Below are 13,193 nucleotides of genomic sequence, written 5' to 3'. Positions count from 1 at the left end.
GCCTGCGCAGACCCCGCGACCGGTGAGTCTTGACCGTCGACTCACCGATACCGAGGATCTCGGCGACAGCCCCGACGTCAAGATCACACACCTGCGTCTGTCGTCGCTTCCCGCTGACGCGGCGGCAACATCCGCACCGCCCGCAGCACATCCACGTGCGCGGCCAGATCCCGACCGCCCTCGCCAGCCGGGATCCGCTCCACCTCGCCACGGCACGCCTCCAACGACTCCACCCGGGCACCCTCACGAGTCAGCTGCTGACGTGCCAACCGGTACATCAGCACCTCCGGACGTTCGTAACGGCCCCAGTAGCGACGCACCACCAACATGACCTCCTGCACCACGTCATCAGCGAGAAACCGATCCCCCGTCCACGCCACCACCGCCCGCCGCAACGGATCCCGCCACCGCCGGAAAAACGCTGTGAACTGCTCATCCACCTCACGCGAAAGACTCATCCGGCGAACCGCCGCTCACCAGCAACACCGGTCGAGGCACCGGATCGCACACCGCAGCGCGACACCGACACCGCGGTCCACCCAGGACCTGCCGCCCCCAGCAACACGTGGCGCACCTGCACTCCTCCTTCTCGAAACCACTTCCATCAGCCCTGAACTCCCCGGCAGGAAAGAGCGGCCACGCACCACCCGAAGACGACAAGTACCCCGATTCGTGTCCAGAGCGTTACCGGCAGCGACGCCGGGGCGGCCGAGGTACACCGCAGGTCGACCGGGTATGCGAAAGTGGATCCGTGTTGGTGCTCCTAGTGACCGGCGTGCCTGCAGCCGGCAAGTCGACCGTCGCGCACAAGCTGTCCGACTTGGGCCACACCAGCATCAGCCTGGACGACGACAACAGCACCTGCTCCTGGCCACACCCCGCCGGTCCCCAGGACCGGCAGCCCGGCCGTCAGGACAACAGCTCCTCGCCGCCGCCACTTCGGCGAACGTGGAACCCGGACCGACTCGACGAGATCATCTCCACCGCCCACCGTGACGGCGTACAGACACTGTGGCTGTGTGGCCAGGCCGCCAACGCCTCAGAGCTCAGAAACCGGTTCGACGCCTGCCTGCTGCTGGAAATCGACCAGACCACGATGCGGAGGCGGTTGACTGACGTCGAACAGAGCGGCGGCGTCTGCCGGGCCAACGACTCACTGGCCACCGCGATGGCCAGCTACCAGGCATTCGTCGCGACCTGGCGGCGCCTCGGCGCCGTCCCTGTCGACGGCACGCAGGACCCCGACCAGGTATGCCAGGACCTACTGATGGCAGCTGCATTCGCCGCACTTGGCCGCCACCGCTGATCACAACGCTACGGCGACTCTCCGCGTCCTGACGCACCATCAGAGCAGGGGGTAGTTCAGGGGACCAGCGGGCCAACGCCTTGAACCGGGTGATCGACGGAACACCCCAACGTGCGTGGGGAGGACCGAAACCGGGCCGTCCCTCCGCGCTCAACCCCCCGGAACATGCCCACGTGCGTGGGGAGGACTACCAGGACAGCAGACACGCAGATCTAATCGAAACACTTCACCGCCGCAGTGGTGAAGGGCGGGTTCTGGTGAGCGTTGCCGACGTAGGCACCGCCCTGCGGGCTGTCATCGACGGCATCGAGCGTGAACGCCAGCGCGCCGCACGGGTGGCCGCTGCTCTCCAGAGCAGCCGCGACCGCCTTGCCGCGACGGTACGGGAGAGTCGCCATCCGCTTGCCATGCGGGCGCTGGGCGCGGTCGCCGCGGCGATCGACCGTGTTCGGGAGTCCGACGACCTCGCGGCCCAGGCAGTGGAGGCGGCCAGGGGGTACGCCCGCACGATGGGCCTCACCATTGCCGGCTCCGGCCAGCCGCACAGTGAGATCAGCCCGACATGTGGACCAACCAAGACACCAGCCACAGCCGAGGCGTCTCCACTCTCGCCATGGGTCGACGACGCCGGAGGCCGGCTGCCGCGCCGCCCCGGCGGCAAGGGCCCCACCCACGGACTGCTCTCCGACGGCAACGGCACCCCGCTCACCGGAACACCGCTCACCCAGTCAGGAGGGCTTCTCCGCAGCGGCGCGGCGCCCGGCGCCCGCGACGGACTCCGACCTGACTGGCATCCACTGGCGCAGGTCACCCGCGAGCACGTGGAGGCACACGCCGCGGCGCTGCTACGCGAGCCCGGTGCACCGAAGGACGCGGTCCTGGTGGTCAACAAACCGACCTGCGTCAGCCGAGGTGAGTACGTCGGCTGCGACGAGGTGCTACCCGGTATGTTGCCCGAGGGCAGCCGACTGGCGGTACACGTGTCCGACGGAGCGACCACCAGACCGTTGAAGGTCTACACCGGCACAGGGAGGGCATCGCCTCGTGAGCTACACCGTCTCCTGGGACGGCCCCTCCGCCGAGGAGCCGCACCGCGGCAACGAGGTCGCGGTGTCAACGGTTGAGGAACTGGACCTGGTCCTCGACCGTGTCCACGCGCAAGCGGCCGCCGAGGACCTGCCCTACGCGGTCCAGATCCACCGACCTGGCCGGCACGGCGCCATCATGATCGGCTTGGGCCACCACGAACGGTCCTTCGTCGACTGGCTTGACCGCGGCCAACCCCACGGCAGCGGCAACCGCTACGCCATCGACCCGGACCTGGATCCAGCCGCCGAGTCGATCGCCTTTGACTTCTACGGAGACTGGAGCGAGGTGCCACCCGACCGCACCCGCATCAGCCCGCACCGCGCCTGCGAGGCCGCCCGCGAGTTCCTCCGCACCGGCCAGCAGCCGTCGCTCGACTGGACCGCGGGCAGCCAGTGACGTACAAGGCCCTGACGTCGAAGGTGCTGCCGTCAGCTGCGGCGAGGTAGGCGTAGGCGGCAATGCCACCCTCGGCTGGGTGCTCAGCGGCGCGTCCGATCATCGCGCGGATGCTGACGGTCATGCAGCATGGCCGGTGCGTAGGTTTCGAAGACCGCAGGCCGGGGGCTGTCAAGGTTCCGTGTCGAGGGTGTTCGACATCGCCACTCTGGTGTTGAGTGGATGCGACCAATCTCAAGTGCTCCGCCGCCTTACCGCCGTCTGGGACCGTCGCGCACGGGCTCCGCGACATCCGGGACCGGCGGCTTGAACGGAGGTCTCGAGGTTGATCCAGGACTGGACAGCTGAAGACGGCGGGGTCCTCCAGCCCCGGATCCCGCCCCACAGCTGACTACGGTCAGCTCACCAGGCACCATCGACGGTAGACGGGATGTTATCCAGTGGACGGGGCCAACCACGGCAGGAAGGACTCCGCGACCCTCGAGCGACGACACCTGCAGGACGCGAAGCGTGCGCTCGGCCGGAAGCTCCGCGAGCTGCGTACGGCGCGTGGGCTCGTGCAGAAGGATGTCGCGCGCCGGGTCTTCAGTACTCGCAGCACCGTGGCGAACGTGGAAGCCGGCCGGCAGGTGGCCGACCGGGTGTTCTGGCAGCAGTGCGACACGATCCTCAACGGTGGCGGTGGACTGCTCGACGCCTATGATGCCTACCGCCGGTTGGAGATGCAGTACCAGACGCAGCGGTCCGAAGCGGCGTTGCGCGACCGGTGGGGTGCGGCGGCCGAGGCAGCCCTGGACCGCCCACCAGGCTCCAGTACCCTGTCGGTCCACCCGAGGCTAGCTCCCGTCGGACAGGCCGGCGGCGATCTCATTTCGATGATCGCGGCGACGATCGGCGAGCCGTTCCAGGCAGCCAGGGCGGATCACACCATTCCCGCACCGGGCGGGCGGCATTTCCCCGGCGCGTCCGTCGAGGCGGAGATCTACCCGGCGATCGATGACGGCCGGATCGTCGCGACGATCCCCCGCACCGATGCCGGTAGACAGTGGCGGCATCCTCTCCAGCGCCGGATCGTCGCTGGCCGGGCCGTCACGTCCACCAGCGACGGGCTGTTCGGGCTGGACTCCCGGCACGCGTGCCAGCGGCTGGTCGACACCGGAGACGATGTCCGCCTGCTCGTTCCCCGCGCTTACCAGCTCGACGCGATCACCGCAGCGGTGCTGTGGGCCGTGGCGAACCTGGACCAGTCGCTCCTGCTCGACGACGCCCGACTCGACACCACCCGGACCGCCGCAGCCGAGTACAGCAGCCTCGCCCGGTCCGCCGTCAGCGCAGACATCGGCGACGACCTGGACACCGTGTCACGGATGTGGCTCGGCTCGGCGTTCTGCGCCGACCACATCAGTCGCCAATGGGACCGGCTCACCGAGACCCCCACCTTCTGGACACGGGAACAGACCGGTGAAGAGGCCAGCACCTGGCTGCTCTTCCGCCACAAGCTCCGCTACCTGCAAGCGACCGCGAAACGGTCCGCTACCAGCTCCAGCTCCCAACGGTCGACCAGGATGTTCTGCGTCCCCCGATCCGCCGTGGAAACCTCCACCGAGTCGGAACGGATACTCCTGCTGTTGGCGATCGCGTTGATGGAATCCTTCGGCATCGACACCGCAGTCACCGACGAACCCGAGTACGGCACGCTGCCCGGCCTCGTCCTCACCCCCCAGCGGGCGATCGTCGCCACCTGGCTCCGCGCGGACGGCGTATGGCACGTCGACGTCACCGACCAGCGCGCCGCCATCGCCGAATACCGCGACGCCGCCGCACACGTACAGGCCCACTCCGTCATCGCCGGCGACACCACCGGCTCCCGCATGCAGGCTCTCGCCGACTACCTGAACCTGGACTGGACCCGCCTGCGCCACCGGTGCGCCGAACTCGGCGACCACGGCCTGGCCGGCATCGCCGAACCCCGCAGCCGCCTGCTCTGCCTCGACGGCATCGACCGGGCGTGCCGATTCGTCGGCTCCCTGCCGTAATAGGCTCCCGACACCACCACGAACAAGCGTCCGTACGGAAGGAACCCGGTGTCCTCAATCCCGGCAACGCCCACGCCACGGGTGGTGGTGTTCGGCCTCGGCGGCACCATCGCCATGACCAGCGGCACCGGCGGCGGCGCGGTCAGTCCCGCCCTGACCGCCCAGCAGCTCGTTGACGCCGTACCCGGGCTCGCGGACGCCCGGATCGCGGTCGACGTCGTGGACTTCCGCCGCCGCCCCGGCGCGAGCCTCACCGTCGCCGACCTCACCGAGCTGCACACCGCCGCGACGCAGGCCCTGGCCGACGGCGCGACCGGTGTCGTCGTCACCCAGGGCACCGACACCATCGAGGAAACCGCCTACCTGCTCGACCTGCTCCACCACCGCCCCGAACCGGTCGTCGTCACCGGCGCGATGCGTAACCCCACCCTCGCCGGCGCCGACGGCCCCGCGAACATCCTCGCCGCCATCCACACCGCCGCCTCCCCGCAGGCGCGGGACCAGGGCTGCCTCGTCGCCTTCGCCGACGAGATCCACGCCGCGCGATGGGTGACCAAGACCCACTCCACCAGCGGCGCCACCTTCCGCTCCCCGGACACCGGCCCTCTCGGCTACGTCCTCGAAGGCACCGTACGGATGCTGAACCGGGTGCCGCACCGGCTGACCATCCCCGCCCCGCAGCCGACGGACACCGCGACCGTCGCCCTGCACACCGTCACCCTCGACGACGACCCCACCATTCTCGACGCCATCGGCCGGCACTGCGACGGCCTCGTCATCGCCGGATTCGGCGTCGGCCACGTCCCTGAACCCCTCGTCGACACCCTCACCACCCTCGCCGGACGAATCCCCGTCCTCCTCGCCTCCCGCACCCCCGCCGGACCCACCCTCACCCGCACCTACGGCTTCCCTGGCTCCGAGCAGGACCTCATCGCCCGTGGTCTCATCCCCGCCGGCTGGCTCCACCCCTACAAGGCCCGCGTCCTGCTCCGCGCCCTCCTCGCCGCCGACACGAAACCACACGACATCACGGCCGCGGTCACCACAGCCGGTGGACTCACCGAACCCACCACCTGGCCCTGGACCACCACCAGCGACGACCGGTTGGGAACGAGCCGTACGGATGCGTAGCCACGACCTGACCCCCGGCCGAATGATCGGCGTCGTCTTCGACCACGGCGACGACTTCTTCACCGCCCTCACCGACGCCTGCCGCACCCACAACCTCAGACAGGGCTACATCCCGATGTTCATCGCCGGCCTCAGCGAGGCGAAGATCGTCGGCACCTGCCAACGCCTCGACAACCCCGACGCACCCGTCTGGTCACACGTCGACCTCACCAACATCGAAGCCCTCGGCGGCGGCACCATCGCCTGGGACGACACCACCGGGACCATCACACCCCACATCCACATCACCGCCGGACTCAAGGAACACAGCGCCACCGCCCACACCAGCCACCTCCTCGACGCGACCGTCCAGTTCCTCACCGAAATGCTCATCATCGAAGTCACCGCACCGACCATGCGTCGGCTACCGAACCCCGACCTCTACGACGTACCGCAACTACACCTCGGACCGGCAGGGCACGGCAGCTGATCGAGCATGACCGTAGATTGTTGGTCTGCCACCGTGAAGCCGGGCGAGCGGCGAGCCTGTTCGCGGCGTTGCCACCGCAGACTTCCCGGGATCGCGTGGGAAGATGATGTGCGGAGCCGGCGGGAGGTCGTGCTGGACCGGCTGCGGGCGGGCTCGGTGAGTCACCAGTGGGTCAACCGCCAGGGTGACGGCGTTGGGCCTACGTGGAAAGAGCCCGCCTGAGAGACTTCAGAACCGAGGACGCGATGGACACCGCCGCTAAGCTCGCCGTGTTGATCGATGCGGACAACGCCCAACCGACGACCATCGAGGCGCTCCTGGCCGAGGTCGCCAAGTACGGCACCGCCCACGTCAAACGCGCCTACGGCGACTGGACAGGGACCAGCCTCCGAAGCTGGAAGGACCTGCTGCTCTCCCAGTCGATCCAACCCATCCAACAGTTCGCCTACACCACAGGCAAGAACGCCACCGACTCGGCGTTGATCATCGACGCGATGGACCTGCTGTACTCCGAACGCTTCGACGGGTTCTGCATCGTCTCCAGCGACAGCGACTTCACCCGCCTGGCGTCACGGCTGCGCGAATCTGGGCTCACTGTCTACGGCTTCGGCGAACGCAAGACCCCGAAACCGTTCGTCGCCGCCTGCGACAAGTTCGTCTATACCGAGAACCTGAACTACGCCAGTACCCGCTCGCCAGAGGACATCACACCGACCAAAACCACCCCAGTGGCAGCTCATCCCAAGAGCGACCCGGCTCTGGTCGCTCTGCTGCGCAACGCGGTCGAGGCCGCCTCGGATGACGACGGCTGGGCGCACCTGGCCAACGTCGGCAACATCATCCTCAAGCAGCGGCCCGACTTCGACCCGCGAAGCTACGGCTACGGCAAACTCAGCGACCTCGTCACCGCGACCGCCTTGTTCGTCACTGAGCGACGTAACCCCGGAGGCGGCAAGCCCGGCGTCATCTACGTCCGCGACAAACACCATTCATCAGCGACGACGCCGAAGTCCCGCTCGGCTCCCGCGACCGACAGCCCTCTACCGCTGACGACCGCTGACTGAAGCGGAGGCCGCAGCGATCTCGCCCGCGTGGCAGCGCCATCACAGCCAGCCGTCACAGTGGGCTGCACGCCCGGTGAGCCGCCGAGGCGGCTCCTGTCCGCGCCCCAGGGGGAACAACTGTTCAGCCTGTGAGCTCTTCGGCGAGGATCCGTCTGATGCGGACCGGGGGGAAGTTTTGCGTGCTTCCGATCGCGCGTTCGAGGATTTTCCTGAAAACGTCGATTGCGACCAAAATCTCTATGTCTGGGCAATCCAGCGTTCCCTCGGCGGTGATGACACCGAGAATCCCATCATGCGCTGTTGCAACATTCGTGAGTTCTGGATCTTGACCCTGCTCGAAGGTGAGCAGTTGATCCATGAGGATCTCAGCTCGCTCGTCGAGTTCGCGCCCGGGGAGTTGTTGTCCGTCTGGTCCTGCGGGTGCGAACTGCACGTGGATGCGTACCCGCATGCCTGGCCTTGGCTCCAATCGGCTCGGACGATACAGGGGAGGAAGAACGCCCAGCGCATCAATTCCGTAGCGTAGTCAGATGGATGCTTGGGGTTGTGGTGGACCTGTCGGGCGTGCTCCCGGCAGGGGCAGGTGACCTTGTACCACCGTGCCCGCCACCTGATAGTGAATCCGCGTGCTTTGAGGTCCTCCAACGCCTGATCGATCGGGGGTTCTGCGTGGGGCGGATTTCCACACTGATAGGTCACTGTCACTCCGGTAGGGGCGGCTACGGCCGCTGACCCGGCGGTCGGGACAGACGGTCGGTTACGCCCGAGTGGTGTCTGATCATACGGTGCGATCGGAATGTGAACATCCCCCGCACAGCGAGTGCGGAAGGTGACACGTACGCTACGCCGGCTATCGACGTGGACGTCGGACAGCGTGTCCGGCGGGCCGTGAATCTCCTGTTTGCACCCGGCGCGAGTCGGCGGCTGCTGGTGTCCGCCTTGTCGCTACGTCTGTTGACGGGTGTCGGAAGTTGGGGTCGAGGGTGTTCGACACGTGCTCACCGGCCTTGACTGGGTTCCAAAGCCGACATGGTGGGAGGGCTGAGACGTGATCGACGTCAGGTCGGTGCCGGGAGAGGACACCGGCTCCCGTGTTCCTCCAGCCGCTAGCCCGCTGTCGTTGGTGGCCTTGGTGGGTCCACCCGCTGCCGGAAAGTCGACCGTCTCGGCGTTCCTGGCTGCGGCCGGTGCGAGTGTTTTCCGGCTGCGGGAGTTCGCCTACCGCTGTCGCAGCGAGGGCCGGTTCGATCCCCGGGTTTTCGACACCGACGATCCACTGGGCTGGTACGGCGACAGCACCGTCGAGCTCCTACTGACCGCAGCGTTCGTCGATGGTGCCTACGCCGATCGTGGCGTCGTGTTGCTGGAGAACCTTCCCGGCAACGCGAATCAGCTTCAGATGATCGCGAAGATCGCTGCATTGGGTGGATCGGTGGTGGGTGTTGAGCTGCTGGCGGACGACCTGACTGTCGAGACCCGCTCGCGCGGGCGCCGGGTCTGTCCCGCCTGTGAGGCTGACCCGCAGGGTGACCCGCACCGGCCCGCTGTCGGCAGCGAAACGTCGCCTGGCCGCTGCCGACGATGCCACACCCTCCTTGTCCCTCGACGCAGCGACGACCCCGTCGTACTCAGCGCGCGACTACGCCGGTACCGGGACCGAATCCCGGGGATCCGCGCACTCGCGCAGGAGGAGGGACTGCCGTACCGCAGGGTCGACGCGACGCAGGCTGCTGACGCCTGTCGGGAGGCGGTGGCGGCGGCCGTCCTGAAACTCGGCCACTCAGTTGTCGTCACCAAGTCCTCGTCTGTCTGAAGGAGTCCGTCATGACACCTGTCCGCGTCGGCATCCCCACGATGCGCCGAACCGGCCTCGGGGCCGACCCCTACGGCCACGCCCGGCTACCCGTCGGCGCACACGACACCACCCCCGAACGGATCGACCGGATCGAGTACGGCCGGTTCCGGAACCTCTACGTCTACATCACCAACCGCTGCCAGTTGCGGTGCGCCCACTGCTACATGGGCGATCGGCTCGACTCGGCGGAGAAGATGCCCTACGCCCAGGTGATCGAGACGCTGCGGTTGTGGCGGCGGATGGGCAGCTCGAAGCTGACGATCCTGGGCGGCGAACCGACGCTGCACCCGGACTACATCCGCATCATCCGCGCCGCCGCCGATATCGGGTTCGAGCACGTCATCACCACCAGCAACGGACTGGAACCGGCACGGCGCAAGTTCGCCGACATGCGCCCGAACGACTTCTCGTACGTGCAGATCAGTCTCGACGGTGGGTCGGCGGACAGCCACGACCGCATCCGGGGAAAGGGAACCTTCGACGAGACGCTACGCAATGTCGCTACCCTCGCACGGAGGGGCTTTGACGTACGGATCATCTGCACCGTGAATCGGGCCAACGCCAGCGACAGCCTGAGGCTGCTGCAAATCGCCGACGACCTCGGCGTGTCCCTGGTCAAGTACCACGTGTTCAGCACCATCGGCATCGGCCACACCTCGACGGAGATGGCGATGCCACCACACGAGTGGATCGCCTTCTACGAGAACCTGGAACAGGTCGCTCCCAACTACCGCACCCGCACCTGGTATCAACCCACCTACGCGCGGCGTGAGCGCATCGCCCACTACGCCGCCCAGGGCTACCAGGGGTGCATCGGCCGCACCTTGGACCGGATCTCGGTGTTCCCCGACGGCCGCGCCTACGTCTGCTCGTACCTGTTCGACACCGACCTGCACTACGCGAACATGATCGACGGCCGAATCGAGATCAGCAAGGGGCCGAACGAGTTCGACCTGTTCACACGCGTGTTGAGCCGCCCAAGCTGCGGCGGCTGTGACGTCACCGACGGCTGCGGCGGCGGAGGAACTCGTGATGGGTGCGGCCTCCTGCACGGTGCCGGACATCGTGCCGGTGTGCCGCCTCTGGAAAGCCGACGCATGACCACACCATGCCCTTGGACAGCAGCGTCGGCCGGACCGGCCGAGCCGACAGCGCCATCGAATGTGAGGAGTAGCCCATGGGCAAGCAACGCGCCCAGCTCGACCTGCACCTGATCCTGCGCCGTGACGAGGACATCCTGCTTGGCCAGCGGCAGAACACCGGCTGGGGCGACGGCCGCTGGCACCTGCCATCCGGCCACGGCGAGGACGGCGAGTCCGCAGTCGCCGGCCTCGTCCGCGAGGCGAAGGAGGAGATCGGCGTCGACATCAATCCTGCCGACGTGCGGTTCGCCCACCTGCTGCACCACCACACCGAGTCCGCCCGGGCCGCGCTCTTCTTCGAGGTCACCCGCTGGACCGGCGAACCGGTCAACAACGAGCCGGACAAGTGCGCCGGCTGGCGATGGTTCCCCCTGTCCGGCCTGCCCGAACAGATGATCGACTACGCGGCCGAGGCACTCGCCCGCTACGCCAAGGGCGAGTCCTACTCCGAACGCGGCTGGCGGGACTAACGCCGTGGCGGACCGACTCCTCGACCTCGCCTGTGTCAGCTACCTCGCCGCCGCGCAACTCCTCCACGTCCACGCCTACCCACGCGCCAACAGCGGCACGGTCGTCAACGCGATCGCCGCATCCGTCGCGGGAGACGGTCCACTCACCGCCGTCACCGCCGCCCGAGCCGGCCTGACCGTCGGATTGGTCACCAACCGGGTCGGCGATGACCCCGCTGGCCACCACCTGCTCGCAGCCCTGACCACCGCAGGAGTCCGCCACGCGCTGCACCCCGACCCGGACGTCCCCACCCCGCACCTGACCGTGATCGCCGACGAGGACGACACCCGCACCTGGTTCGCCGCCCTGCACCACGCCTACGCCGACCTACACCACGCCGACCTGACACCACTCGCCAAGGCCCGCATCGGATACATCGACTGCTACCAGGTCCTCACCGACTTCGCGGCCCACGCGATCACCACCGCCCACGGCACCGGGCTGGTCCTCAACCTCGGCGGCGACCCCCTCGCGGACACCATCGCCGACGCCGCCCACGGGGAACGGGTGCTGGCCGTGCAGACCAGCCTCGACGAATCCGACGCCGACGACGCGGAAGAACTCGCGACACACCTGTACGAACGGATCCGCCCGGACGCGGCCGTCGTCACGCTCGGCCGGCTCGGCGCCATCGCCCGCACCCAACACCGCCGACACCGCACGTCAGCGCCACCCGGACCGGTCACCCACACCCACGGCGCCGGAGCGTCCTTCTCCGCCGGCTACATCCACGCCCTTCTCGTCGGCGGTGACACCGACGCCGCCCTGCGCGCCGGCTGCGAAGCCGGTACCACCCACTGCGTCACCTCCGCCGCACTGGCACCCCACCTGCTCGCACAGCGCCCCGCCGCCTGAAGGGAAACCAGCGATGGACGACCTACTCGCCGACATCAGCAAACTGGACTGGACCGACCTCACCGCCGTCACCACCACCAGCGACATCCTGCTCACCCGCCTCGACACCGAACGGGACCTGCTCCGCGGGCTCATCGACGACGCACTCGCCGACCCGAAACTGCTGCGGCTGTGCGAGCACTACGACATCCTCGACAAGATCGTCATCCACGACGACCCAACCGGATGGCGGCTACGACTGCACATCTTCCTACCCGGCTACTTCGACCGACCCCACAACCACCGGTGGAGCTACGTCAGCCGCATCCTGCACGGCAGCTACACCCACACCCTCTACGGCACCGAAGACCTCATCAGCGACACCATCGACCCCGCCACACTGCTACCGCGCATGGTCCGCACCGAGCAGCCCGGCGACACCTACACCCTGCACCACACCATGATCCACTCGGTGGTGGCTCAGCCCTACACCACCTCACTGATCGTCCGCGGACCCGCGGTCAAAGACCGGTTCGTCGTCACCGACCGACACACCGGCCACGCCTGGTGGCAGTACGGCACCGCCAACGAGGACCCCGCCGAGACAGCCCGCAAACGAATGACCCCCGACCAGGCGACCGCACGCGTCCGCCACCTTACCGAGCTGGGCCTACTGAGTTGAGGCCGGAACCCGGACCAGTGGCCCCGCCGCAGTACATCGCCGCCCGGGTTGTGCCTGCACACGCGAAGCTCTTCACCTTGCGACCCTGGGGCCGGGCTCCTCGCTCCCCGATGGGCGGATCGGCGGCAGGCGGACGGCGACGGACGATGCCCGTTCGTGTGGTTCCGAAACCGGCAGTCCGCCAGCTACGTTGACGACCTGTCCGCTCGTCGGAGGTCGGCGCTCGTGAAGGTCATCTACCGGATCACCTACCCAAACGGGAAAATCTACGTGGGCAAGGACCTGACAGGAACGTTGAATTATTACGGAAGTGCCAACAGTCGACTCATAGAAGCAGATTTCACTGACGAGGAACGTCGAGACTTCACCATCCGAAAAGAAATCCTCTGGGAGTCCGATACTGCCTCGAACGCTGAGGTGGGCAAACGGGAAGTTGAGTTCATCAGGAGCCTTCGGGCAAATGATCCGTCAATTGGCTACAACCGCTGGCCTGTATTCCGGGAATCGATGTAAGCCGGGTTGACTATCACTCAAACCCAGCTGCCAGTAGAGCAGTTGACCGACCCCAGTCGGCGATAAGAAAGCTGAGGCCGTGAGTGCCCCGGGCCCAGAGCCAAAGCAAAGTCGGTTAGTCACTAATTGACTGCTTTGAGTAGTGCCGGGATGAGCATTTTGTCAG

15 protein-coding genes are annotated in these 13,193 nt (G+C 67.5%); 13 read left to right on the top strand and 2 right to left on the bottom strand.

Annotated elements, in window-relative coordinates:
* Positions 1-83 precede the first annotated feature (83 nt).
* On the bottom strand, positions 84-458 hold the full coding sequence (locus tag ACFHVL_RS24640; RefSeq protein ID WP_416630807.1) for an RNA polymerase sigma factor: 375 nt from the start codon (positions 456-458) through the stop codon (positions 84-86).
* Between the two features lie 293 nt (positions 459-751).
* Here ACFHVL_RS24640 and ACFHVL_RS24635 point away from each other — a divergent pair, with 293 nt between their 5' ends.
* The 7 genes from ACFHVL_RS24635 to ACFHVL_RS24605 all read left to right on the top strand — a co-directional run bounded on the left by ACFHVL_RS24635 (position 752) and on the right by ACFHVL_RS24605 (position 7,491).
* Positions 752-1,306: a hypothetical protein gene (locus tag ACFHVL_RS24635; RefSeq protein WP_416630806.1), complete on the top strand. Its 555-nt coding sequence runs from the start codon at positions 752-754 to the stop codon at positions 1,304-1,306.
* Between the two features lie 257 nt (positions 1,307-1,563).
* Complete coding sequence (locus tag ACFHVL_RS24630) at positions 1,564-2,430, top strand: DddA-like double-stranded DNA deaminase toxin (RefSeq protein WP_416630805.1); 867 nt, start codon at positions 1,564-1,566, stop codon at positions 2,428-2,430.
* Positions 2,417-2,791 carry an Imm1 family immunity protein gene (locus ACFHVL_RS24625; RefSeq protein ID WP_416630804.1) on the top strand — a complete coding sequence of 125 codons (375 nt, stop codon included), beginning with the start codon at positions 2,417-2,419 and terminating at the stop codon, positions 2,789-2,791. Before ACFHVL_RS24630 ends, ACFHVL_RS24625 begins: the two co-directional genes overlap by 14 nt.
* A 440-nt stretch (positions 2,792-3,231) precedes the next feature.
* On the top strand, positions 3,232-4,827 hold the full coding sequence (locus ACFHVL_RS24620) for a helix-turn-helix transcriptional regulator (RefSeq protein WP_416630803.1): 1,596 nt from the start codon (positions 3,232-3,234) through the stop codon (positions 4,825-4,827).
* A gap of 57 nt (positions 4,828-4,884) precedes the next feature.
* Positions 4,885-5,958 (top strand): asparaginase, encoded by a 1,074-nt coding sequence (locus ACFHVL_RS24615; RefSeq protein ID WP_416630837.1) that lies wholly within the window; start codon positions 4,885-4,887, stop codon positions 5,956-5,958.
* Complete coding sequence (locus ACFHVL_RS24610; protein WP_416630801.1) at positions 5,951-6,427, top strand: PPC domain-containing DNA-binding protein; 477 nt, start codon at positions 5,951-5,953, stop codon at positions 6,425-6,427. Before ACFHVL_RS24615 ends, ACFHVL_RS24610 begins: the two co-directional genes overlap by 8 nt.
* Positions 6,428-6,672: 245 nt before the next feature.
* Positions 6,673-7,491, top strand: a complete 819-nt coding sequence (locus tag ACFHVL_RS24605; RefSeq protein WP_416630800.1) for an NYN domain-containing protein — start codon at positions 6,673-6,675, stop codon at positions 7,489-7,491.
* Positions 7,492-7,612: 121 nt separating this feature from the next.
* Here the strand turns inward: ACFHVL_RS24605 and ACFHVL_RS24600 are convergent, their stop codons facing one another.
* Positions 7,613-7,942 (bottom strand): hypothetical protein, encoded by a 330-nt coding sequence (locus ACFHVL_RS24600; RefSeq protein ID WP_416630799.1) that lies wholly within the window; start codon positions 7,940-7,942, stop codon positions 7,613-7,615.
* A 681-nt stretch (positions 7,943-8,623) separates the two neighbouring features.
* Here ACFHVL_RS24600 and ACFHVL_RS24595 point away from each other — a divergent pair.
* From ACFHVL_RS24595 to ACFHVL_RS24570, 6 genes are all read left to right on the top strand, one after another.
* On the top strand, positions 8,624-9,304 hold the full coding sequence (locus ACFHVL_RS24595; protein WP_416630798.1) for a hypothetical protein: 681 nt from the start codon (positions 8,624-8,626) through the stop codon (positions 9,302-9,304).
* Between the two features lie 11 nt (positions 9,305-9,315).
* A complete protein-coding gene (locus ACFHVL_RS24590; protein WP_416630797.1) occupies positions 9,316-10,560 on the top strand; it encodes a radical SAM protein in 1,245 nt (414 codons plus the stop codon).
* Positions 10,524-10,958 (top strand): NUDIX hydrolase, encoded by a 435-nt coding sequence (locus ACFHVL_RS24585; RefSeq protein ID WP_416630796.1) that lies wholly within the window; start codon positions 10,524-10,526, stop codon positions 10,956-10,958. Before ACFHVL_RS24590 ends, ACFHVL_RS24585 begins: the two co-directional genes overlap by 37 nt.
* 4 nt (positions 10,959-10,962) lie before the next feature.
* Entirely contained in the window at positions 10,963-11,853 is an 891-nt protein-coding gene (locus ACFHVL_RS24580; protein WP_416630795.1) for a carbohydrate kinase family protein, read from the top strand.
* Between the two features lie 13 nt (positions 11,854-11,866).
* A complete protein-coding gene (locus ACFHVL_RS24575; RefSeq protein WP_416630794.1) occupies positions 11,867-12,514 on the top strand; it encodes a hypothetical protein in 648 nt (215 codons plus the stop codon).
* Between the two features lie 225 nt (positions 12,515-12,739).
* The gene (locus ACFHVL_RS24570; protein WP_416630793.1) at positions 12,740-13,027 is read left to right on the top strand and encodes a hypothetical protein; all 288 of its coding nucleotides are present in this window, start codon (positions 12,740-12,742) and stop codon (positions 13,025-13,027) included.
* Positions 13,028-13,193: the final 166 nt, after the last annotated feature.

Source organism: Micromonospora sp. LOL_023 (assembly GCF_048060115.1).
GTDB lineage: Bacteria > Actinomycetota > Actinomycetes > Mycobacteriales > Micromonosporaceae > Micromonospora_E.
Note: the sequence above shows the minus strand (reverse complement) of the source record. Positions and strands in the feature narration are given on the sequence as shown.

Bases quoted from the DNA above. Each gene is read 5' to 3' on its own strand.
- ACFHVL_RS24640 (WP_416630807.1), bottom strand. From the start codon at position 458: ATGAGTCTTTCGCGTGAGGTGGATGAGCAGTTCACAGCGTTTTTCCGG.
- ACFHVL_RS24610 (WP_416630801.1), top strand. From the start codon at position 5,951: ATGCGTAGCCACGACCTGACCCCCGGCCGAATGATCGGCGTCGTCTTC.
- ACFHVL_RS24605 (WP_416630800.1), top strand. From the start codon at position 6,673: ATGGACACCGCCGCTAAGCTCGCCGTGTTGATCGATGCGGACAACGCC.
- ACFHVL_RS24600 (WP_416630799.1), bottom strand. From the start codon at position 7,942: ATGCGGGTACGCATCCACGTGCAGTTCGCACCCGCAGGACCAGACGGA.
- ACFHVL_RS24590 (WP_416630797.1), top strand. From the start codon at position 9,316: ATGACACCTGTCCGCGTCGGCATCCCCACGATGCGCCGAACCGGCCTC.
- ACFHVL_RS24585 (WP_416630796.1), top strand. From the start codon at position 10,524: ATGGGCAAGCAACGCGCCCAGCTCGACCTGCACCTGATCCTGCGCCGT.
- ACFHVL_RS24575 (WP_416630794.1), top strand. From the start codon at position 11,867: ATGGACGACCTACTCGCCGACATCAGCAAACTGGACTGGACCGACCTC.